Annotated in this window: 20 protein-coding genes; 9 read left to right on the forward strand and 11 right to left on the reverse strand. The window is 70.9% G+C overall.

Annotated features, from left to right (window positions below):
* Together OHA17_RS35875 and OHA17_RS35880 are read right to left on the reverse strand one after the other, a co-directional pair.
* Positions 1-390, reverse strand: coding sequence for a nuclear transport factor 2 family protein (locus OHA17_RS35875; protein ID WP_406509960.1), 390 nt, complete (start codon positions 388-390; stop codon positions 1-3).
* Positions 391-529: 139 nt separating this feature from the next.
* Positions 530-652 (reverse strand): hypothetical protein, encoded by a 123-nt coding sequence (locus OHA17_RS35880; RefSeq protein WP_406509961.1) that lies wholly within the window; start codon positions 650-652, stop codon positions 530-532.
* Positions 653-1,352: 700 nt separating this feature from the next.
* Here OHA17_RS35880 and OHA17_RS35885 point away from each other — a divergent pair.
* On the forward strand, positions 1,353-2,411 hold the full coding sequence (locus tag OHA17_RS35885; RefSeq protein ID WP_406509962.1) for a cytochrome P450: 1,059 nt from the start codon (positions 1,353-1,355) through the stop codon (positions 2,409-2,411).
* On the forward strand, positions 2,404-3,603 hold the full coding sequence (locus tag OHA17_RS35890) for a cytochrome P450 (protein WP_406509963.1): 1,200 nt from the start codon (positions 2,404-2,406) through the stop codon (positions 3,601-3,603). The genes OHA17_RS35885 and OHA17_RS35890 overlap by 8 nt, the downstream gene beginning before the upstream one ends.
* A gap of 32 nt (positions 3,604-3,635) precedes the next feature.
* Here OHA17_RS35890 and OHA17_RS35895 read toward each other — a convergent pair whose 3' ends face one another.
* The 4 genes from OHA17_RS35895 to OHA17_RS35910 all read right to left on the reverse strand — a co-directional run bounded on the left by OHA17_RS35895 (position 3,636) and on the right by OHA17_RS35910 (position 9,210).
* Complete coding sequence (locus tag OHA17_RS35895) at positions 3,636-4,286, reverse strand: hypothetical protein (protein ID WP_406509964.1); 651 nt, start codon at positions 4,284-4,286, stop codon at positions 3,636-3,638.
* Between the two features lie 91 nt (positions 4,287-4,377).
* The gene (locus OHA17_RS35900) at positions 4,378-5,787 is read right to left on the reverse strand and encodes an FtsW/RodA/SpoVE family cell cycle protein (protein WP_406510902.1); all 1,410 of its coding nucleotides are present in this window, start codon (positions 5,785-5,787) and stop codon (positions 4,378-4,380) included.
* A gap of 259 nt (positions 5,788-6,046) precedes the next feature.
* Positions 6,047-7,405 (reverse strand): cytochrome P450, encoded by a 1,359-nt coding sequence (locus OHA17_RS35905; RefSeq protein WP_406509965.1) that lies wholly within the window; start codon positions 7,403-7,405, stop codon positions 6,047-6,049.
* Between the two features lie 257 nt (positions 7,406-7,662).
* Positions 7,663-9,210, reverse strand: a complete 1,548-nt coding sequence (locus OHA17_RS35910; RefSeq protein WP_406509966.1) for an MFS transporter — start codon at positions 9,208-9,210, stop codon at positions 7,663-7,665.
* Between the two features lie 333 nt (positions 9,211-9,543).
* On the opposite strand from OHA17_RS35910, the gene OHA17_RS35915 reads away from it, so the two are divergent.
* From OHA17_RS35915 to OHA17_RS35925, 3 genes are all read left to right on the forward strand, one after another.
* Positions 9,544-11,007 (forward strand): hypothetical protein, encoded by a 1,464-nt coding sequence (locus OHA17_RS35915; RefSeq protein ID WP_406509967.1) that lies wholly within the window; start codon positions 9,544-9,546, stop codon positions 11,005-11,007.
* Between the two features lie 192 nt (positions 11,008-11,199).
* Positions 11,200-12,477 (forward strand): AAA family ATPase, encoded by a 1,278-nt coding sequence (locus OHA17_RS35920; RefSeq protein WP_406509968.1) that lies wholly within the window; start codon positions 11,200-11,202, stop codon positions 12,475-12,477.
* Positions 12,474-13,763, forward strand: a complete 1,290-nt coding sequence (locus OHA17_RS35925) for a DUF2201 family putative metallopeptidase (RefSeq protein WP_406509969.1) — start codon at positions 12,474-12,476, stop codon at positions 13,761-13,763. The genes OHA17_RS35920 and OHA17_RS35925 overlap by 4 nt, the downstream gene beginning before the upstream one ends.
* A gap of 23 nt (positions 13,764-13,786) precedes the next feature.
* Here OHA17_RS35925 and OHA17_RS35930 read toward each other — a convergent pair whose 3' ends face one another.
* Positions 13,787-14,599, reverse strand: coding sequence for a class I SAM-dependent methyltransferase (locus tag OHA17_RS35930; RefSeq protein ID WP_406509970.1), 813 nt, complete (start codon positions 14,597-14,599; stop codon positions 13,787-13,789).
* Positions 14,600-15,015: 416 nt separating this feature from the next.
* On the opposite strand from OHA17_RS35930, the gene OHA17_RS35935 reads away from it, so the two are divergent.
* Positions 15,016-15,231 (forward strand): hypothetical protein, encoded by a 216-nt coding sequence (locus OHA17_RS35935; RefSeq protein ID WP_398875369.1) that lies wholly within the window; start codon positions 15,016-15,018, stop codon positions 15,229-15,231.
* Positions 15,232-15,320: 89 nt separating this feature from the next.
* On the opposite strand, the gene OHA17_RS35940 is transcribed toward OHA17_RS35935, so the two are convergent.
* From OHA17_RS35940 to OHA17_RS35950, 3 genes are all read right to left on the reverse strand, one after another.
* Positions 15,321-16,316 carry an FAD binding domain-containing protein gene (locus OHA17_RS35940; RefSeq protein ID WP_406509971.1) on the reverse strand — a complete coding sequence of 332 codons (996 nt, stop codon included), beginning with the start codon at positions 16,314-16,316 and terminating at the stop codon, positions 15,321-15,323.
* Positions 16,313-16,906, reverse strand: a complete 594-nt coding sequence (locus OHA17_RS35945) for a (2Fe-2S)-binding protein (RefSeq protein WP_406509972.1) — start codon at positions 16,904-16,906, stop codon at positions 16,313-16,315. The genes OHA17_RS35940 and OHA17_RS35945 overlap by 4 nt, the downstream gene beginning before the upstream one ends.
* 102 nt (positions 16,907-17,008) lie before the next feature.
* On the reverse strand, positions 17,009-17,716 hold the full coding sequence (locus OHA17_RS35950; protein ID WP_406509973.1) for an SDR family NAD(P)-dependent oxidoreductase: 708 nt from the start codon (positions 17,714-17,716) through the stop codon (positions 17,009-17,011).
* 102 nt (positions 17,717-17,818) lie between these two features.
* Between OHA17_RS35950 and OHA17_RS35955 the strand changes: the two genes are divergently transcribed.
* Entirely contained in the window at positions 17,819-18,649 is an 831-nt protein-coding gene (locus tag OHA17_RS35955; protein WP_406509974.1) for a helix-turn-helix transcriptional regulator, read from the forward strand.
* 33 nt (positions 18,650-18,682) lie between these two features.
* Here OHA17_RS35955 and OHA17_RS35960 read toward each other — a convergent pair whose 3' ends face one another.
* Entirely contained in the window at positions 18,683-19,114 is a 432-nt protein-coding gene (locus OHA17_RS35960) for a nuclear transport factor 2 family protein (RefSeq protein WP_406510903.1), read from the reverse strand.
* A 106-nt stretch (positions 19,115-19,220) separates the two neighbouring features.
* On the opposite strand from OHA17_RS35960, the gene OHA17_RS35965 reads away from it, so the two are divergent.
* On the forward strand, positions 19,221-19,790 hold the full coding sequence (locus tag OHA17_RS35965) for a PadR family transcriptional regulator (RefSeq protein ID WP_406509975.1): 570 nt from the start codon (positions 19,221-19,223) through the stop codon (positions 19,788-19,790).
* 121 nt (positions 19,791-19,911) lie between these two features.
* A complete protein-coding gene (gene nadE / locus OHA17_RS35970; protein ID WP_406509976.1) occupies positions 19,912-20,742 on the forward strand; it encodes an ammonia-dependent NAD(+) synthetase in 831 nt (276 codons plus the stop codon).
* The last annotated feature ends 37 nt before the right edge of the window (positions 20,743-20,779 follow it).

The following is a 20,779-nucleotide window of genomic DNA, read 5'->3' on the forward strand; positions in this document are numbered from 1 at the left end:
CTAGTGGAAGAAGGCGCTCATGCCGTCCACGTCGGACAGGTAGCTGTCGATCGCGGCGACCTTGCCGTCGCGGATGGTGAGCACGGTCGCCAGGTACTCGTCGAGCTTGCGGCCGTCGGGAGCCTCCGCCGTGTTGTGCAGGGACAGGGTGACGCCGTTCTCGCCGGTCAGGACGTGGAGCAGCTCGGTGTTGAGGCCGCGGCCGACGATTTCCCGGAGCCGGCTGATGGCCGCGTCGACGCCGTGGATCGTGCCGGAGATGCTTCCCGTGCCGGGCATGCTCCAGGCCAGGTCCGGTGCCAGGACCGTACGCATGGCGTCCCAGTCGTGTGCGCCGAACGCGCCGAGGAATCGTTCGGCCACCGTCACATCGGCTCTGTTGCTCGGCATGTCGTCGCACACTCCTGAGTCTGGGTCCGCCGGGCTCCGTTGATCGTCCGGCAGCCGCGGGCATGGGTTCGCCCCGACGATAGAGGGTCCGGCCGGCGCCCGTGCGCCCGGAGCCCGGTGGAGCCGCTACCGGGATGCCTCACAGCAGGAACAGGACGAGGACGACCAGTGCGATCACCGCCCAGGCGAGCAGGCTGAGACGGCTGCCCCGTCCGCGCGGCCGGCCCTGGTTCCACTCCGGCCGCGACTTGAGCTCGCGCAACCGTTCGCGTCGCTCGATGCGCCTCGCTCGTTCCTCGCGGCTCAGCGGACAACCGGGCGAAGGCGCGCTGTCGGCGGCGGCCAGACCTCCCCGACAGGGGAAGGTCCGGGACGAGCAGACCGGGCAGCTCACTGGGTGACCTCACTCGTGCGTCAGGGCCTCGCGGGAACGGAACTTCAGCGTACCCATTTCCTTCCTAGCAGCCGATCACAGGCATCGAAAGGTATTCACGGGCAATCGCCCATGACCGTTCGGGCACTGTTCTCCGCGTCGTCACAATGAATGTTTGAAGAGGTCGCGCATGAACTCAAGGACTCACAGGAACGAAGAAATGCGGAAGCATTGACAACGCTTGTCGCGGCCCGCTTCACTTCCCCTCAACGGTCGGTGGCGGCAATTCAACTTCCCCCCAGGTGAGTGAATTGGCGTGCCCGGTCCTGCAGTTCACATCCGGTAAATGCGTGAGAGGAAGGGATTAACAATGGCGAAGATTATTGCTGCCCTGCGTGCCCGCGGTCCGATCTGCCTGCCCCAGGTCAAGAAGAGCGAGCCGAGCCTGAAGCAGGCCGCCTGGTACTTCTGGTACTAAGCCGAAGGCCAATCCCGGGCCCGCACACAACGCAGGCCGACTGAATTTCGGTCAGCAGCGTGTGCGGGCCCTCCGCATTTCATTTCCGGAGCTCTTCGTATGCCACCCGTCATGACCCGCCCCAGTCCGCGCACCACGGTTTTCGCGCCACGCCTGCAGGCTTTGCTGGACGAACACCTCGGCAAGGACCTCGTACGCCTCGAACCCGACACCATCGGCATCGCCGGGGCGGAACTCTCCGACCGCATCCTGGCCGCGCGGCGGGCGACGGAGACCGAACGCCCCACCTTCAAGCCGCTGCACGGCCGGTCGATCTCCAAGGCGGAGGCCTCGTCGGTGATGCGTACGGTCGGCAAGGACGTACGCGCCGCGCTGGAGCAGCCGAATCCGCTGCCCGAGTGGACGGACCTGTCGGGCCCCTGGCCGATCACCGGGCACCGCTTCCTGAGCGGCCTCGTCCTGCGCGACGACCCGTACCGGCTGCGCATCCTCATGTCCCGCACGCTGGAGATCGACCCGAAACTCACCTGGACCACCATCGTCGCGGGCGCCGCCCTGCCCCGGCGGCCGGCGCCGGGACCCCAACTGACCCAGCTGGCCAACCTGTTCGCCGAGGCGCGCGGCTACCACGACCGGCGCTACGCGATGGGCATCTACCGCCGCGCGGCCGCCCCGGTCTGCTTCACCGTCTCCACCCTCGTCGCGAACGCCCTGTGGCTCGGCTCGCCCTTCGGCGACGACGTCTCCAACCGCAACATCCTGTACGAGGCGATGCGCCTGCTCCCTCCGTCCTGGAACCTCCTGCGCAACCGGTCGCCCGAATACCCGGCCGTCGACGAGCGCATCGGGCCCGGCGACGACCTCCTGATGCTGCCGCTCCTCACCCACCGCGACCCCGCCCTGTGGGAAGCGCCGAACGAGTTCCGGCCGGAGCGATGGGACGGCCTCGACCCGGACGACACGCCCGGATACATGCCGTTCGGGCACGTCTCGGAACGGTGCTGGGGGCGCCACATGGTCATGCCGCTCGCCGAACTCCTCCTCGACCACATCCGCCGCACCGGCCTCGTCGTCGCCCCGGGCCAGCGGTCCGCCGACGTACCGCTGGTGGGACTCCTGGGTGTGAAGACCGTCCACGTCGGTCACCGGAACAAGGTGCGCCATGTCTGACATCGAGATGCTCGGTCCGTCGTTCTTCGAGCACGCCCACGCCACCTACCGGCGATGGCGCGAGGAAGGCGGGGTCCGCCACGCCCGGTATCCGGGGCCGACCCCGGTCGAGGGGTGGGTCGTCACCTCCTATGGCGAGGCGAAGGAACTGCTCGCCGACCCGAGGCTCTCCAAGAACGGGGCGGTGGAGAGGTTCGGCCGCCACGTCGGACTCACCCAGGGCCCGGGCAGCGCCTTGTTCGCCCACATGCTCAACTCGGACCCGCCGGACCACACCCGGCTGCGCAAGCTCGTCCAGCAGGCGTTCACCGCCCGGCGCACCGCGGCGCTGCGGCCGATGATCGAAGCCCATGTGACCGGACTGATCGACGCGTGGGAAGGGCGCGACGAGGTCGAGCTGATCAGCGAGTTCGCGCTGCCGCTGCCGGTGGCTGTCGTGTTCGATCTCTTCGGCGCGTCCGACGCCGACCACGAGACGCTCCAGGTGCGCGGCAACACCCTCGACGGGGGCCAGGGCGACGGCGAGGTGTCGGTGTTCACCGCCGAATCGATGCTCGCCTACCTGCGCGCGCTCATCGCCCTCAAACGCGAACACCCCGACGACGGGCTGCTGTCCGCGCTGCTCCAGGCCCGCGAGGAGGGCGAGGAAGCGCTCACCGAGGACGAGATCACCGCGATGGCCTTCCTCCTGTTCGTCGCCGGCCACCAGACCACGGTCAACCTGATCGCCAACGGCATCTACACGCTGCTCACCCACCCCGATCAACTCGCCGCGCTCCAGGCCGACTTGACGCTCATGCCGGGCGCCGTCGAGGAGATCCTGCGCTACGAATCCCCCTCGGGCCTCGCCTCGTTCCGCTACACCACCGAACCGGTCACGGCCGGGGGAGTGACCGTGGACGAAGGCGAGTTCGTGCAGATCTCGCTGCTCGGCGCCAACCGCGATCCGAGGGTGTTCGCCGACCCCGACCGGTTCGACATCAGCAGGGCGGACGCCGCCAGGCATATCGCGTTCGGCCACGGCATCCACCACTGCCTGGGCGCCCCGCTCGCCCGCCTCCAGGCCGAGATCGCCTTCACCCACCTGCTCACCCGCCACCCCGACCTGCGCCTGAGCGAGGACCACGAGGCGCGGTGGCAGGCCAACCCCCGCCACCGCGGCCTTCTCTCCGTGCCTCTGCGGCTGAAGTAGGCACGGGCGCGCGGCCGGTTACCGCTTCGCGGCTACTGCTTGGCGGCGCAGATCACGTCGTAGGGCCGGCCGATCGCCATGGTCAGCCGCATCGGTTCGGTGGTGCCCGTCGGGCACTGCGACGTCTCCTTCGTGAGGCCGAGCACCTTGTACGTGTCCGAACCTCCGGAGGCGCAGGGGACTTCCTTCGCCGTGGACGTGACGCAGTCGCCCTTGACCAACTGGCCGCCACCGGCGCCGGCGTCCCCGGGGTGGTCGCCGGACAGGTTGCGCCCGCACACCGTCTTGGTGGGGATGCCGCCGCCCTTGCTCTTCGAGGAGCCGTAGCTGACGCTCACCTGGATGATGAGATCCGTGCCCGCGGGGCACTGGATGGAGTCGGGCATGAAACTGGCGGCCTGGATGTCGAGGGCCTTGAAGGTCGCGCCCGAATCGCCGCAGCCGAACGCCTTGTAGCCGTTCGGCTTGTCATCGGGGTCGGGGCCTCCGCAGTCACCCACCTTCCACTCCCCGCTGTCGTGGGAGCCGGACGAGGACGACGAGGACTTTCCGCTGTCGTGCCCGAAGAGCTTGGACTCGCCGAACCCGAGACCCAGGAGCACCACGAGAACCACCAGTGAGGGGAGGCATCCCCCTTTTCTGCGGCGCTGGTTGGGCGGGAGCGTGCTGCCCGGGTCGACCATGGTGTTTCCCCTCCTGGGAACGGCGGATGACGTGACCACAGGTGTGGACGCGGCATGAACACCTCATGGTTCCGACCCGGCGCGGGGCAGCTCACCCCGCCCTCGAAACCCCTCTGCGCTCAGGGGAGTTCGAGAGGGAGCCGTGACCGGAAGCCGGCTCGTGACGGCGCTGCGCGCTGTCGCTGATCCGGATCAACAGAGCCACCATCAGCCAGTTGGCCACCATCGACGAGCCGCCCTTCGCGAGGAAGGGCAGCGCCTTTCCGGTGAGCGGGATCAGCCCCATGACACCACCCGTCACCACGAACACTTGGAGCACCAGGGCGCCTGCCATGCCCGTGGCGAGCAGCTTGCCGAAGGGGTCGCGGGCCAGCATCCCGACGTGGAGGCCGCGCTGGGCGAGCAGCCCGTACAGGAGCAGGACGGCCATCACCCCGGCCAGGCCGAGCTCTTCGCCGACGGTGGTGAGGATGAAGTCGCTGTTCCCGGCGAAACGGATGAGTTCCGGGTGGCCCTGGCCGAGGCCGGTCCCGGTGATGCCGCCGCTGCCGAAGCTGAAGAGGGCCTGGCCCAACTGCTCGGAGATGCCCGCCTTCTTGCCCTCCGGAGTGAAGGCGGCCATCGGGTTCAGCCATGCCTCGACCCGGCCGTGGACGTGCGGCTCCAGCGAACCGACCACCCCGGCGCCGACCACGGCCATCAGCAGACCGCACACCACCCAGCTGGTCCGCTCCGTGGCCATGTACAGCATGATCACGAACAGGCCGAAGAAGATCAGGGACGTACCGAGGTCGCGCTCGAAGATGAGCACCAGGAGGCTGAGCGCCCAGATCGTCGCGATCGGGCCGAGCTGGCGGCCGGGCGGCAGCCGCATGCCGAGCAGGCGGCGGCCGGACAGGGCCAGCGCATCGCGGTTCACGGTGAGATAGCCCGCGAAGAACACCGCGATCATGATCTTCACGAATTCGCCGGGCTGTACGGACAGCGACCCCATCATGATCCAGCGCTTGGCGCCGAACTGGTCCGCGCTGGAGAACGCGGGGGCCATCAGGAGCACCAGGGCGACGGCCATCATCAGGTAGAGGTAGCGCTGGAGCCGGCGGTGGTCGCGCAGGACGATCAGCAGGCCGACGCAGACCGCCACACCGATGACCGTCCACACCAGCTGCCCGTTGCCCGCAGGGGCGATCTTCAGGCGGGGTTCGGCCACGTACGTGATGTCCAGGCGGTGCAGGAGGACCAGGCCGAGGCCCGTGAGCAGCAGGGCGAGCGGCAGCAGCAGAGGATCGGCCCGCGCGGCCCAGCGCCGTACGGCCAGGTGCGGGACCAGCGCGAGCAGGGAGACGGCGACGGCGAACCCGGTGAACCCCGCGGGCAGCCGGCCCTGCATCGACAGGCCGGTGCAGGCGTAGCCGCCGAGCGTGATCACGACGACGAAACCCAGCAGCCAGGCTTCGGTCCGGCGCCTGTTCGGCGCCTGAGCCAGGGCCGCGAACGACATCGTGTGTCCGAACGCGTCCTCCTCCGACGCGCCCGACCGTGACCGGGCCGCGTTGATCAGTCCCCGCACGCGCAACACCTCCAACCCGGAAAACCGCAGGTCCGGGAATCCTCGCGCCGCCGCTGTTCGCGACGATCACGCGCTGGAGGACGGCGAGGTCCCGGCGGTGGTTCCGATTCCGGTTCGCGGCGCCGACCGGTTGGTGGGGGCGGGATCCCTCGTCGGCTCAGCCGTCCACGCGGATGGCCGGCGGGCGGGGTCAGTCTTCCTCGGGCTTGCTCCGGGGTTGGCAGGTCATGTGCAACCGGCCCGGGCCGAGGGTGCCGCGGACCTGGATGGTCATGGTGGCGCCGGGGTCGGGGTGCAGGCTCCAGCGGGTGCAGACGGTGGCCAGGGCCAGCGTCATCTCGATGAGGGCGAACTGGTCGCCGATGCATTTGCGGTTGCCGCCGCCGAACGAGACGAAGGTGCCCCGGGGCAGGCTGTCGGTGTTCTGGCCGATCCAGCGGTCGGGGTCGAAGCGGTCGGGGTCGGGGAACAGCTCGGGGCGGTGCTGGAGGAGGTAGGCGCTGTACAGGAGGGCCGTGCCCTTGGGCAGGTGGCGCCCGGCGAGCGTGGTGTCGGTGGTGGTGACGCGGGTGAAGAACCAGCCCGCCGGGTACATGCGCAGGACCTCGTTGATGACGCGCCGGGTGTAGGTGAGGCCGTCGAGGTCCTTCGTGGTGGCCGTACGGCCGGCCAGCGTCCGGTCGACCTCCGCGTGCACCTGCGCCTCGGCCTCGGGGTGCTGGCTGAGCAGCCACAGGGCGAACGCCAGGCTGTTGGCGGTGGTTTCGAACCCGGCGCCGATCATGACCATGAGCTGGTCACGGATGTCCACGTCGGTCATCGGCTCGCCGGTGTCGTCGTTGCGCGCGGCCAGCAGCATGGAGACCAGGTCGTCGCCGCCCGGAGACGCCCGACGCTCGGCGATGATGCCGTCGATGGCGCGGTGCAGCCGGTCGCAGGCACGGCGGTAGCGGCGGTTGGCGGGGGTGGGCAGCCGGTAGAGCGGGCCCAGCGGCAGCATGACGCGCTGGTAGATGCCGTCGATCACCGTGTGCAGACTCTGCTGGACCTCGGCGACGGCCTCGTCCTGCGCTTCGGCGCCGAGCACGCTGCGGGTCACGATGCGCAGGGTCAGGGTGGTCAGCGCGTCCGTGACGTCCAGGCGTTGGCCCGGCCGCCAGCGGGAGGTCATGCGGTCGACCTCCTCGCCCATCACCACGGCGTACTTCTCGATCCGGTCGCTCTGGAAGGCGGGCTGCATCTGGCGGCGCTGCCATCGGTGCTCCTGCCAGCCCGCCATGGGCAGACTGCTGCCGAAGAGCACACGCGCCTTGTCGAAGAACGGGCCGCCCTTGTCGAAGGTGCGGGAGTCCGTGAGCATGCGGTGGGCCGCGTCCGGTTCGCAGACGACGTACGCCGGCCAGGGGCCCATCCCGATGCGTACGAGGTCCCCGTGCGCGGGGAGCGAGGACAGGAACTCCAGGGGGCGTGAGTGGAGTTGCCATGCGTGGCCGAGCAACGGCCAGGCCCCGGGGGCCTTTCCCGTAGGCGAGGGGATCGTCGTGCTCACGGTGGGGCACCTCCGGAAGGAATCCGCCGACGCGGGGCTCGGATCGTCCCCGGATCCCGAATATCCTCCCCACCCGGATGGCGCGGAACCCGGCGCGAAGCAGCACGGACGGCGCGCGCACGCGCGCCCCGGCGCCGTGTTGTGCCACCGTGCCGTGCGTGAGGCTCGTGCTTGTCTGGTGCCCCGCTGCCGCGCCTTTGCTATGCACGGAAGTCCCGTACTGCGCAGGAGAGTTGATGGTGTAGGTAGGCGGCTCCTCAGGCGCCGGTGGGCCTTGCGCCCTGGAGGCGTTCGAGGTCCGAGGGGCGTACCTGAATGGCGAGGAGGGCGATCAGCGCGGCCACCACCGCGAAGATCGCGGCCACGATGAAGGCCGTGGACACCCCGGACGTGAGCACCTGGTCGCTCCATGGGTGCGGCAGCTGTCCGGTGCGCCGGAACATCAGGCGCTGCGCCGGATCGGCCTGGGCCAGGAATTTCGGAACCTGGTCGGTCGCCTCGTTCCGGCTGGCCGTGCCGAACACCGTGACCAGGATGGACAGGCCCAGTGAGCCGCCCACCTGCTGCGTGGCGTTGAGCATGCCGGAGGCCGCGCCCGCCTCGTGCGGAGGGACACCGGAGACGGCCATGAGCGTCAGCGAGACGAAGTTCAGCCCCATGCCCAGGCCGAAGACGAGGATCGGGCCGAGGATGCTCCCCAGATAGGTGGAGTGGATGTCCGTCTGCGTGAGCCAGGACAACCCCGCCGCGGCCAGGATCGCGCCCGTCACCATGAAGGGCTTGGGCCCGTATTTCGGCAGCAGTTGGGACGCCAGACCCGCACCCACCGCGATGATCGCGCTGACCGGCAGGAAGGCGAGACCGGCCCGGAGCGGGGTGAAGCCGAGCACGTCCTGCACGAACAGCGTGAGGAAGAAGAACATGCCGAAGATCGAGGCGGCCAGGCTCAGCATGATGCCGTACGTGCCCGCACGGTTGCGGTCGGCGAACATGTGCAGCGGAGTGATCGGCTGCTGCGAGCGCCGCTCCACCATGACGAAGGTGAAGAGGAGCACCACCGCGGCGCCGAACGACCCCAGCGTGAACGGGTCGCGCCAGCCCTCCTGGGCAGCCCGGATGAAGCCGTAGACCAGCGCGACCATGCCGAGCGTGGAGGTCAGTGCTCCGGCCAGGTCGAAGTGGCCGGAATGGCGTTCGGACTCCTTGATGTGCCGCGGGGTGGCCAGCAGGATCAGCGCGGCGATCGGTACGTTGACGAACAGGACCCAGCGCCAGTCGAGCCATTCGACGAGGATGCCGCCGGCGAGCAGACCGATCGCGCCGCCGCCCGCGGAGACCGCCGCGAAGACTCCGAATGCCCTGTTGCGTTCGAGGCCTTCGGTGAACGTGGTGGTGATCAGCGCGAGCGCGGTCGGCGAGGCGATGGCGCCGCCTACCCCCTGGATCGCGCGCGCCGCGAGCAACTGGCCGGAGTTCTGCGACAGTCCGCCGAGCAGGGAGGCGATCGCGAAGAGCAGCACGCCGCACATGAAGACCCTGCGCCTGCCGACGATGTCGCCGGTGCGCCCGCCGAGCAGGAGCAGCCCGCCGAAGGTGAGGGTGTAGGCGCTGACCACCCAGGCCAGGCCCGTGGTCGAGAAGTGCAACGCGCTCTGAATGTGCGGAAGGGCGATGTTCACGATGGTGACGTCGAGCACCACCATCAACTGGCACGAGGCGATGACCAGGAGCGCGATCCCCTTGCCGCCGCCCTTCCTGCCGGGGGCGGCGGTCTCGATCGTGGGTCTCGGCTGCGAACTCGTCATGGCGGACCTTGCCCTCGTGCGAGGGGCCGTGGACGCTGACGTCCACTAATCGACCTTATGCCCCGGTCTGATACATGACCAGTCGATCAAGGCCTCCGTGCTGCCGACCGCGCGGCCGGGCCGCGGGCCAGGCGTTGCCCTGTCGAGGCCGGCGTACGAGCGAGCCTAACGCAGGAAGTCTTGCGATAGGGGATGGTGGGTGCTGGGCGCTCCCTTGCCGATTGCGAGCCGGAAACACACCTGACAGATCACAGCCATGGGGTTTACGCTCCCGGCGATGACAACTTCCTCCGTGAACAGATTGGGGGACCCGTCCGCGCAAGGTGAGTGCTGATGCTCACTCGGATCGCGAATGGGGATTCCCGCCCTTCCTTCTGGCTGCGCGTGCGCGAGTTCGCCGTGCCGCCCTCAATGATCGAGACCGCGACCGCCCGCCGTTCCGTAGGGGACTGGGCAGGCGCGTGCGCCGCCGCAGGTGTCGATGTCGATCTCGATGTACGTTCTTTGGCGCGCACCCATGGCCAGGAACTCGCTGCCCAACTCCGGGCGGATCTACGCCAGTTGGCGCCCGACCTGTTGCGCTGGCACATGCCGAGGGTCGCTCCTGACGGGCTGCTGCGCCCAGGTCTGACCATCGCGCTGGCCAAGTACGGCGCCACGGGTCCTGACGGCGCGAGCCCGGTCCACCTCGTGGCCCGGACCGCACCGGCCTGGGCGGACGCGGGCCAGCGGATCAGCCTCGCGCTGTGGGGCGGATCCCGCCACGGATCCCGCTTCGCGGCGGCCGGTGCTTCGCGTCATCCGCACCCCCACCCCCACCCACGCTTCCGCCTCGACCTGCACCGACATCTGTGGGACGCGCGCAGGACCGACGAACTGCGGATGCGCTCCGGAGCCGATGGGCACGACGGCCCAGGAGGCCGCGACGCCTCCGATGGGCCCGATGGGCCACCGGCCGGCGGCGGTCCCGTGCTGGACCCGGCGGTGCGGGGCGCCGTGCCGCCGGGCCACCGGTGTGCCCTCTCCCGTTGGGCGCCCGAGGCCGCGATTGTGCTGCGCGCCGAGGGGCGTTCCACGGGCGCCGTCACCGTACGGCTGGGATCCCGGGGCCGGCTGGCTCTGGAGTTGGTCACGGACCCGGACGGTCTCGGCCCGCCCGGCCTGCGGCTCGCGGCAGGGCCGCCGGGCGCCAACATTGTGGCCCCGCCGGTTCTTCCCGACGCGGCGACCTGGGAACTGCCCGACCTGGACCTGCTCCGCACCGGTTCCATCGAGGCCGACCGGCTGCATCCGCTGGTCGCGTCGGCACTCGTACCCGATCACGCGCCGCCCGCCTTCTCTCGGGCTCCCGATCGACCGGACCGACCGCGCCTCGTGGAGTGCCGGGGAGAACAGCACCGGATCGGCCTGGTGGACGGGGTGTTGGCGCCGCTCGACCATGACCCGGCCGAGATACGGCGGGAGGAGCTCCTTGTCGCCCTGACCGGTACGCCACTGCCCTGCCTGCGGGTCATCGACGAGGCGCACCGGCGTCCGGAGTGCCTCGTCGGGGTGCGCGAGCGGCTGGATCACGGTGACATCGCCGGAGCGCTGGCCGTCGTCGAGCAACTGCTCGGCCCCGAAGCGGTGTTGCGCGGCGGCGCGCTGCGGGACGAACTGGAGGCGGCCGCCCAGCGACGGATCACGTACGGGCTGTACCGGTCGGAACTGATCGGCCCCGGACCCGGCCGCCTCTACCCGGGCCCTTCCCGCCCAAGCGACCGACGCTCACACCCCCGCCATACCCAGGCCCGCTGACAGACCTCGCCGGAAGGGCCGCTCCCACAACCCGCCACACCTACTCCCACTGATGGCCCCTGCGACCGTCCGCGAGGCCGACGCTCACACCCCCGCCGCACACAACTTCCGCTGACCGCCCTGGGTCCCATGTCCCCGCAAGCGCCCTCAGCTCACCATGCACACCCACGAACTCATAGGTGATGACCACATATGCCCACACGCACCCAGTTCACCGCCATCGACACGCACCACTCCATGCCTGCCCCCCACGCGCACTCACACCACCAACTCGACGTAGCTGGCGAGCTGTTGAGCCTGCTGCGCGACACCACGACCGAACCGCGTCCCGACACACAGCTTGAGGCGCTGACCCTGGCGGTCGCCGCCGACCTGCCCGTACTCCTGTGGGGTGAGCCCGGCATCGGCAAGACCGCGGCTCTGACCCAGCTGGCGGCTGCCCTGGACCTTCCGCTGACCACAGTGATCGCCAGTGTGCACGAGCCGTCGGACTTCTCCGGCCTGCCCATCGTCGGCGACGACCCCGCTGAACAGGGCGTTCCGATGGCGCCACCGGACTGGGCCGTGCGCCTGGTCCGGGCCGGCCGGGGGCTCCTCTTCCTCGACGAGCTGTCCACCGCGCCGCCCGCCGTCCAGGCCGCGTTGCTCCGGCTCGTACTGGAACGGCGCATCGGCGCCCTTCAACTGCCGCCCGGCGTACGCATCGTGGCGGCCGCCAACCCCCGGTCCTCGGCGGCCGACGGGTGGGAGCTCAGCCCGCCGCTCGCCAACCGGTTCGTCCACCTCCAGTGGACCCACGACCACGAGGTCGTCGTGCGCGGCCTGGGCGGCACATGGCCCCGGGCCACACTGCCCCGGCTCGCCCCGCACCAGCTGCCCCAGGCCGTGGACTTCGCCCGCCGTGCGGTGTGCGGGCTCCTCGCCGCCCGCCCCAAACTCGTCCACCAACTGCCCAGCAATGAAACCCGCCGGGGCGGCCCCTGGCCCTCGCCCCGCAGCTGGGAGATGACCCTGTGCCTGATCGCCTTCGCGACCGCGGCCGGCGCCTCCCGTGACGTACTCGCCCTGCTGGTCAGAGGAACGGTGGGGGACGGCCCGGGCCTTGAGCTCCTCGCGAGCCTGGACCGGATGGACCTCCCGGACCCCGAGACGCTGCTCTCCGACCCGGCCGGCGCCGAGCTGCCCGAGCGAGGAGACCTGCGGCAGGCCGTGCTCGACGGTGTGGTGGCCGCCGTACGCCAACGCCCCGACAAGGCCCGCTGGGACGCGGCCTGGGCGCTCATGGTCCGGGCGGTGGAGAGCGGAGCCCCGGACCTGGTCGTCGTCCCGGCCACCACGCTCGCGGCACTGCGCCGGGAGGACTGGGACGTGCCCGAGGCGATCGAGCGGCTGGCCGGAGCGGTGTCCCTGTCCCGGCGGGCCGATCACGCGGCGGCCCGGGCGCGGGCCACGACGACGGCGGGCCGATGACCAGCCGGGCCGCACCCGGAACCCTGAACCACGACAAGGTTCCCGGCAGTCTCGACCTCGGCAAGCTCTTCGCCGCCCGGCTGCACGCCGCCCGCGTCCGGCCCTACCTGGCCACGGCCCTGTTCGCCCTGCACCCCGTGGAGTCGCGGCGCGTACCGACCATGGCCGTCGACCGGCACTGGCGGTGCTACGTCTCGCCGACGTTCGTGGCTCGCACGCCGGTGGAGGAGCTGGCCGGCGTATGGGTGCACGAGGTGTCCCACCTGCTGCGCGACCACCACGGGCGCAGTGACCGGCTCGCGCGCGAACGCGGACTCACCGGCCGGGGCGAACGCCTGCGGATGAACATCGCCGCGGACTGCGAGATCAACGACGATGTGTACGGCGACGGCCTCGTCCGGCCCGAAGGGGCGGTCGAACCCGGGGTGTTGGGGCTCGGTACGGGCGAGCTCATGGAGGACTACCTGCTCAAGTTCGGGCTCGGGCCGACCACGCAGCTGATGGCGTGGCTCGACTGCGGCAGCGGTGCCGACGGGCTTGAGCGGGACTGGGAGCTCGGGCCGGACGGCGCGCACGGCCTCAGCGAGCAGGAACGCGACGCGGTCCGCTTCCGCGTGGCGCAGGGCATCCGGTGCCGTCCCGGTACGGCACCGGACGGATGGCGGCGCTGGGCCGAAGAGGCCTTCCATCCACCGCAGCCGTGGCGGGAGTTGCTGGGCGCGGCGGTCCGCTCGGCGGTCTCCGGGGCAGGCGCGGGCGAGGACTACACGTACGGCCGGCCGTCGCGGCGCTCGGCCGGAACGCCCGGCGTGGTGCTGCCGAGCCTTCGGCGCAAGCCGCCCCGCGTGTCCGTGGTCATCGACACCTCCGGCTCGGTCAGCGACGCCGAACTGGGCAGCGCGCTCCTGGAAGTTGCCGCGATCTCCCGTGCGGTGGGCGGCCGCCGCGACCTGGTCTCGGTGCTGCCGTGCGACGCCGCGGCCCACATCGTGCACCCGCTGTGCCGGGGCGAAGGAATCCCGCTGATCGGTGGTGGCGGTACGGATCTGCGTGAGGGCTTCGCGCGGGCGCTGCGGGCGCAGCCCCGCCCCGACGCCATCGTGATCCTGACCGACGGCCAGACTCCTTGGCCGGCCACTCGCCCACCGTGCCGGACGGTGGTGGGTCTGTTTCCACACCACCGGGCCGCCCACGCGGGGAACGAGCACGACCCCGACTACGAACCGGACACGCCGCCCGCGTGGGCACGAGTGGTTGAGATCGGGTCGGCTCCTTCCGGCAGGTGAGCCGGAGGCCCGCTCGGCTTTCGTCAGCGGCGGGCGCGGGCGAGGAGGGCGGCGTGCGGGAGGACCAGGCGGCCCGCGGGCCCGGCGAATTCGGCACTGAGGAGACCGAAATGGCGCTTGATCTCCGCGAGGGTGTGGTCCGGCTGACTCACCACGGTCTGTCCGATGGCGCCCACCCCACCGACCGCCCCACCCCACCACTCCTCGACTTCTGTGTGGTGGTCCCACTGGAGCGACTCACACACCACATCCTTCAGGCCTGCCGATGTGAGGAGTGCGGCCAGTCCGGTCTCGGTGCGGGCGAAATCGTCCTCGGCGGCCAGCGCCGGGATGTGGGGCGGCCGGGCCGCGCCCGCGGCCTGGACGGCCCGGCCGAGCAAGGCCTGTCCGGGCGCGGTGGGTACGGACCAGATGGTCACCGCGATCCATCCGCCCGGGCGCACCACACGACGGAGTTCGGCCAGCGCGGCCCTCGGCCGGCCCACGTGGTTGAGGACGAAGTTGCCCGTCACTGCGTCGAACAGGCCGTCCGAGAAAGGGAGTTGAGAAAGCGAGGCCAGGTGCATCTCGGCCGCGGGCACGGCCTGCGCCGCCAGCTCCACCATGCTGATCTCGGCGTCGACCCCCGTCACGCGCGCGCCTCGCGCACAGGCGGCCGCCGCGACCGTGCCCGTTCCCGTCCCCACATCGAGCACCCGCACCCCGGCCCGCACCCGAGCCGCGTCGAGCAGCCGGGGGACCGGATGGGCACACAACTTGCCGAAGCTGCCCGCGTACGCCTCGGCCCGCCCCGCCCAGATCCGCCGCTCGCTCGCGTCGAAAGCCGTCGACTCCACCGGTTCCGCCTCTCTCTGTCACCCCGCGCCCCCACCAGGCGCATCCGGGCACCCTACGCACGGGGATGCTCCGTACGTCGGACGCGAGCCACTTATGGGTACGTCTTGGGGGATTCCCCGGCGGGGAACACGGGCAGGTGTACCGAGGTGACTGCCATGGCGTTGCCGGCGCGGGCACACTGTCGCGATGTGGTGGGTGCGACCGGCGGTTGACCTGGCCGAGCGGAACAAGGACCCCGCTGTTCCGTTGGCCGGTTGCCGTCACGGCGTGGTGCTGATCGATGGTGGACGGCCAGGTCGCTCACATAGGATCCGGCCCAGGCGGCACGACACACCGTCATGCAGCTCTCACGCACCATGCGACGGTGACGGGCACCAGCACTTTGCTGCCCTGGCCGGCGAAGGAACGGACACCTGTGGTCACAGTCTTGATATTCCTCGGCCTGCTCGCCGGAGCGGCGGTACTCCTCGTCGTGACGTTGCTGCGGCGCGGGAACTCCCGTACCGAGAACGCGGAGGGACTGCTCATCGAGCAGCAGAGCCGGATCCAGGCACACAGCGACCGGGTCTCCTTCGGCACGTTCTCCGCGCACAACGCGCCGCCGACGATGACGGATCAGCACCGCCGCTGACCAGCGGGCCCCCGCGCCCGCCGATATCGCCACCAGCGCAGTGGTCCTCCACACGCCGAGAGGGGCGCGGGGAACGGGACGCGTACGGCTCAGGGCCTGCGGCGCCCGACGGCCATCGAACCCAGGACCTCCCGGGCCAGGCCCCGGGCGAGCTCCACCTTGTACGCGTTGTGCCGCAGCGGCACCGCCGTGGCCATCTCCGCCTCCACCGCCTGCTCGACGATCTCCGGGGTGGGCTTGGCGCCAAGCAGCGCCGCCTCCGTCTGGCGGGCGCGCCACGGGCGGTGAGCCAGGCCGCCGAAGGCGACGGCGACGTGCTGCACCACCCCGCGCTCCACCTGCACCACGGCCGCGACCGAGGCCAGCATGTACGTGTCCGACGCCCGGTCCCGCGCCTTGCGGTAGCGGGAGACGGCCTCCTTGGGAACGGGCGGCAGCAGCACGCCTGTGATGAGTTCGCCGGGCCGGAGCACGGTGTCCTGCTCGGGTCTTTCCCGCGGCAGCCGGTGGAACTCGGTCACGGGCACGGTCCTCACCCCTGCGGGACCGGCCAGCTCGACCAGCGCGTCGAGCGCCGCGAGCGCCACGGCGAGGTCGGACGGGTGGGTCGCCACGCAGTGCGGCGAGTGGCCGAAGACGGCGTGATCGCGGTTGACGCCGTCCAGCGCACCGCACCCGCTCCCCGGCACCCTCTTGTTGCAGGGCCTCGACAGGTCCTGGAAATAGCCGCACCGCGTGCGCTGAAGGAGATTTCCGGCCGTGGTCGCCATGTTGCGCAGCGGACCCGAAGCCCCGCTGAGCACCGCCTGCGCCAGCACGGGATACCGCTCCAGGACGACCGGGTGCGTGGCGAGGTCGCTGTTGCGTGCCGTGGCTCCGACCCGTACCGAACCGTCCGGCTGCTCCTCGATCCGGTCGAAGGGCAGCCGGGTGATGTCGACCAGGATGTCGGGCCGCTCGACCCCGAGTTTCATCAGGTCGATGAGGTTGGTGCCACCGCCCAGATAGCGGGCCTCGGGACGCCCGCCGTGGGCGGCGGCCGCCTCCGCCACGCTCCGGGCACAGACATAGGAGATCGGCTTCACGCGGTCACATCCTGTCCGGCTCGGGCCGCGCTCGGGTAGGCACCGCAGCGGCACAGATTGCCGCTCAGCTGCTCCCGGACCTCGGCGGCGCTCAGCCGCACCGGGGGGTCCGCCGGCAGCTCCATGTCGGTGACGACGGGGGGTTGCTGCCCCGGGTCGCCGGAGTGCGTCCCTTCGGGCGAACCCTGCTGGTCGGGTGCGCAGTAGCCGCACTGGAAGGCATCCCGGTCGACGGCGGGCCGCCGCAGCGGGTGGAGGCTTTCGTGCGGGCCCGATGTGCCCGCGAGCCCCTCCACTGTGACGACCTCGTGCCCCTCCTGCGCGACGGCGAGGAGCAGACAGCTGATGACCCGACGCCCGTCGAGCAGCACCGTGCACTCCCCGCACCGGCCGTCGTCACACCTCTTCTTCGAGCCGGTCAGGCCCAAGTTGTCGCGGAGTACCTCCAGGAGGGTGGCGCAGTGCTCCAACTCGACCTTGTGCGTGGCGTCGTTGACCCGCAGGGTCACACGTGAGTCGGTCGCGCCCGGGCGGGCGGCCTGGGCGCGGGGCCCCGGGCCGCCATCACTTCTGCCGTGCAGTGCTTCCATCGTTCACGCGCTCCTCGGTACGGACGGCCAGCAGCCTGACCGCGTACCCACCCTCGTACAGCTCACCCCCTACGGCATCTCGACGACCGGCGCACGGGTGGTCTACCAGGGGAGCGGGCCCTCGGCGTCGAAGTAACCGCCGGTCGGGCCGTCGGGGCCCGTCAGGGCCATGCGGACGATGATGTCGGCTCCCTGCTCGACGGTCTGGACGCCCGTGTTGCCGTTCAGGTCCGTCTTGGTGAAGCCGGGCTCCACCGCGTTGATCCGCATGGCCGGGAACGCCTTCGCGTACTGCACGGTGATCGTGTTGACCGCGGTCTTGGACGCCGGGTAGGCGACGCCCGGATAGCCGTACGCCGGCGAGGACGCGTCGGAGAGACGGGTCAGCGAGGCCAGGCCGCTGCTGACGTTGACGACGACCGGGGCGGCGGAGCGCCGCAGCAGCGGCAGGAACGCGTGGGTGACGCGGACCATGCCGAAGACGTTCGTCTCGAAGACCTGGCGCATGTGGTCGGCGGTCACGTCCGCCGCACCCAGCACAGTGTTGTCGGCGCCCCGGACCTCGATGCCCGCGTTGTTGACCAGCACGTCGAGGCCGCCGTCGGCCTCGATGACCTTGGCGGCTGCCCGCACGGACGCGTCGTCGGTGACGTCGAGCGGGACGGTCCGCGCGCCAAGGCGTTCGGCGGCGAGCCGGCCGCGCTCCTCGTCCCGGCTGCCGATGTAGACGGTGTGGCCCGCGGCGACGAGTCGGCGGGCGGTCTCGAAGCCGAGACCCTTGTTCGCTCCGGTGATCAGTGTGGTGGTCATGGCTCCATGCTGCGGCGAAAGCCCGCCGCCGGACAGGAGTCCCCTCTTCCTGGGACCGTCAGTACCAGGACGATCCGTGGCCCGGCGGGGCACAGTGGGGGCATGGCGAGCACGGAGTTCGGACGGATGGTGCGGCACTTTCGCGACCGGGTCTCCCCGCAGGCGGCGGGGCTGCCCTCGGGTGGTCACCGGCGCGCGGCCGGGCTGCGCCGCGAGGAGCTGGCGATGCTCGCCGGGATCTCGGTCGACTACGTGACCCGGCTCGAACAGGGCCGCGCGGCCAACCCGTCGGAGCAGGTCGTCGAGGCACTCGGGCGCGCACTGCGGCTGTCCGCCGCCGAACGCGAGCACCTCTTCCACGCCGCCGGACTCCTGCCGCCGGGGCAGGGCACCGTGCCCGCCTACATCACGCCGAGCGTGCACCGCATGCTGGACCGGCTGAGCGGGACGCCCGTCGCGGTCTCCGACGCGTCATGGACGCTGCTGCTCGCCAATCCGCTGTACACGGCGCTGATGGGGGAGCGGCACGGCCGTGACCGCAACGGCGCGTGGCGCGCCTTCGCCGGCTCGGACGGCCGTGTCCGCCACACCACTCAGTCCCGGCTCGCGCTGGAGAGCGCGGTCGTCGCCGACCTGCGTGCGGCGGCGCGGCGCTATCCCGCCGACCAGCGGCTGCGGCAGCTGGTCGCCGACCTCCGGGCGAACAGCGCCCGGTTCGCCGAGCTGTGGGACGCCGGGACCGTGGGCCACCACGAGGCGTCCCGCAAGACCATCGACCACCCGCAGGTGGGCCCCGTGACCCTGGACTGCGACGTGCTCCTCGTAGCGGGAAGCGACCTGCGCATCATGATCTACACGGCTGAACCCGGCAGCCAGGACGCCGAACGCCTCGAACTCCTCGCGGTCGTGGGCACCCAGACCCTGGTCGGATAGCGGCAGCCCCGGCCATGACCCATCGGACACCCCCTAGCGCTCGGCCGGCGCAGGCGCCAGGCCGTCGGCGACCAGGCCGGCCAGTACCGCCCGGCCCAGGGTGTGCACGGCGGACTGGGGACGGACCATCACGGTGAACTCCTTGATCCGGCCCTCCTCGTCGAACTGGAGCAGGTCGATGCCGTGGATCTGCTTGCCGTCCACCGTGGCCCGGAACGGCAGGACCACCGACGGGGCCTCCTGGCCGTCGGCACTGGTCTCGGCCGTTCCCTCGAAGCGCCCGATGTAGCGCAGGTCCTCGAAGGTGCGCACCAGGACGCCGAACAGCCCGAGCACCATCGCCTTGCCCTCGAAGGGAACGAACTTCACCGGGCTGTAGAGCCGCACGTCCTCGGTGAACAGGTCGTCAAGGGCCGTGAGGTCGCGCTTCTCCACAGCGGCGCGGAAGCGTTCGGCGGTCTCCATGTCCATGGCTGGAATCTCCATGCCCTCTCCCGATACTCAACAATGTGACTAGTCAGTTTCTTGAGTATGATGCAGCGGTCGACGAGGAAAGGGAAGGGGTGCTCCGATGGCCTTGCGACATGCCGTCCTCGCTGCGCTGCTGGACGGCGAGTACAGCGGCTACCAGCTGGCCAAGGCGTTCGACATCGGCGTCGCGAACTTCTGGCACGCCCTGCCCCAGCAGCTGTACGCCGAGCTCGCCAAGCTGGAGCGGGACGGGATGGTCGAAGGGCGTCAGGTGGTCCAGGAGACCCGGCCCAACAAGCGGCTCTTCCGGGTCACCGACGCCGGCCGCGCCGAGCTGGAGGACTTCGCCGCGGCCACCTCGAAGCCCTCGTTCATCCGCGACGACCTGCTCGTCAAGGTCCAGAGCGCCGACCGCATCGGCACCGCATCGGTGATCGAACAGCTCGAAGAGCGGGCCTGTGCCGCCGACGCCAAGATCGAGCTGCTCGGCGCGCTGCTGCGGCAGTTGAGGGGTGACGCGGACGAGGGGGAGTTCCTGCTCCACGGCGAGCGCATCGGCCCGTACCTGACGTGCCTGCGCGGTCTGGCCTTCGAGGAGGAGCACCGCGACTGGTGCCGACGGATCCGGGCCGTCCTGAAGAAACGCCTGGCGGTCAGGGCCGAGCGGTGAGTACGTACGCCTTCGGGGGCCGGTGCCGAGGGGGTCCCCGCGCCTGACCTGCCGGAGGCCGGCTTGGTTAGGGTGGGTGCGACAAACCGATGACCAGCATGAACCGGAACAAGGAGCAGACGTGAGCGAGCCGGCGTCCATCGCCCTGCAGCAGGAGATCGCCCGGGAGCTGGAGGTCGCCGAGACCTTCGAGGCCGAGCGGGAGATCGAGCGCCGGGTGGCCTTCCTCGCCGAGCGGCTGACCTCCACCGGTCTGCGCTCCCTCGTCCTCGGCATCAGTGGCGGCGTCGACTCCACCACGGCGGGCCGGCTGTGCCAGCTCGCCGTCGAGCGGGCCCGGGCCGCCGGCCACGAGGCCCGCTTCTACGCGATGCGGCTGCCCTACGGCGTCCAGGCCGACGAGCACGACGCCCAGGTCGCGCTCTCCTTCATCCAGGCCGACCACGTCCTGACCGTGGACATCAAGCCCGCCAGCGACGCCGCGCTCCAGGCCGCGCTCGCCGCCGGTGTCGGCTTCCGCGACGAGGCCCACCAGGACTTCGTGCACGGCAACATCAAGGCCCGCCAGCGCATGATCGCCCAGTACGCGGCGGCCGGCGCGCAGGGCGGCCTGGTCGTCGGCACCGACCACGCCGCCGAGGCGGTCTCCGGCTTCTTCACCAAGTTCGGCGACGGCGCCGCCGACCTGGTCCCGCTGACCGGCCTGACCAAGCGCCGGGTGCGCGCCGTCGCGGACACCCTGGGCGCGCCGGCCGAACTGGTGTGGAAGACCCCGACGGCCGACCTGGAGACCCTCGACCCGGGCAAGGCCGACGAGGACGCGCTCGGTGTCACGTACGACGACATCGACGACTTCCTGGAGGGCAAGCCGGTGGACGAGCGGGCCTTCGAGACGATCGTGAACCGCTACCGCCTCACCGACCACAAGCGCCGGCTGCCGATCGCCCCCTGACCGAAGCGACGCCCCCCCCGGCTCACATCAGGCGGGG

The organism is Streptomyces sp. NBC_00212 (assembly GCF_045206365.1).
Taxonomy (GTDB): Bacteria; Actinomycetota; Actinomycetes; order Streptomycetales; family Streptomycetaceae; genus Streptomyces.

What these genes read in the sequence shown, in the direction of transcription:
- OHA17_RS35875 (WP_406509960.1), bottom strand. Translation starts at nt 390, where the DNA reads ATGCCGAGCAACAGAGCCGATGTGACGGTGGCCGAACGATTCCTCGGC.
- OHA17_RS35885 (WP_406509962.1), top strand. Translation starts at nt 1,353, where the DNA reads ATGACCCGCCCCAGTCCGCGCACCACGGTTTTCGCGCCACGCCTGCAG.
- OHA17_RS35890 (WP_406509963.1), top strand. Translation starts at nt 2,404, where the DNA reads ATGTCTGACATCGAGATGCTCGGTCCGTCGTTCTTCGAGCACGCCCAC.
- OHA17_RS35895 (WP_406509964.1), bottom strand. Translation starts at nt 4,286, where the DNA reads ATGGTCGACCCGGGCAGCACGCTCCCGCCCAACCAGCGCCGCAGAAAA.
- OHA17_RS35900 (WP_406510902.1), bottom strand. Translation starts at nt 5,787, where the DNA reads ATGTCGTTCGCGGCCCTGGCTCAGGCGCCGAACAGGCGCCGGACCGAA.
- OHA17_RS35910 (WP_406509966.1), bottom strand. Translation starts at nt 9,210, where the DNA reads ATGACGAGTTCGCAGCCGAGACCCACGATCGAGACCGCCGCCCCCGGC.
- OHA17_RS35915 (WP_406509967.1), top strand. Translation starts at nt 9,544, where the DNA reads ATGCTCACTCGGATCGCGAATGGGGATTCCCGCCCTTCCTTCTGGCTG.
- OHA17_RS35920 (WP_406509968.1), top strand. Translation starts at nt 11,200, where the DNA reads ATGCCCACACGCACCCAGTTCACCGCCATCGACACGCACCACTCCATG.
- OHA17_RS35925 (WP_406509969.1), top strand. Translation starts at nt 12,474, where the DNA reads ATGACCAGCCGGGCCGCACCCGGAACCCTGAACCACGACAAGGTTCCC.
- OHA17_RS35945 (WP_406509972.1), bottom strand. Translation starts at nt 16,906, where the DNA reads ATGGAAGCACTGCACGGCAGAAGTGATGGCGGCCCGGGGCCCCGCGCC.
- OHA17_RS35950 (WP_406509973.1), bottom strand. Translation starts at nt 17,716, where the DNA reads ATGACCACCACACTGATCACCGGAGCGAACAAGGGTCTCGGCTTCGAG.
- OHA17_RS35955 (WP_406509974.1), top strand. Translation starts at nt 17,819, where the DNA reads ATGGCGAGCACGGAGTTCGGACGGATGGTGCGGCACTTTCGCGACCGG.
- OHA17_RS35960 (WP_406510903.1), bottom strand. Translation starts at nt 19,114, where the DNA reads ATGGAGACCGCCGAACGCTTCCGCGCCGCTGTGGAGAAGCGCGACCTC.
- OHA17_RS35965 (WP_406509975.1), top strand. Translation starts at nt 19,221, where the DNA reads ATGGCCTTGCGACATGCCGTCCTCGCTGCGCTGCTGGACGGCGAGTAC.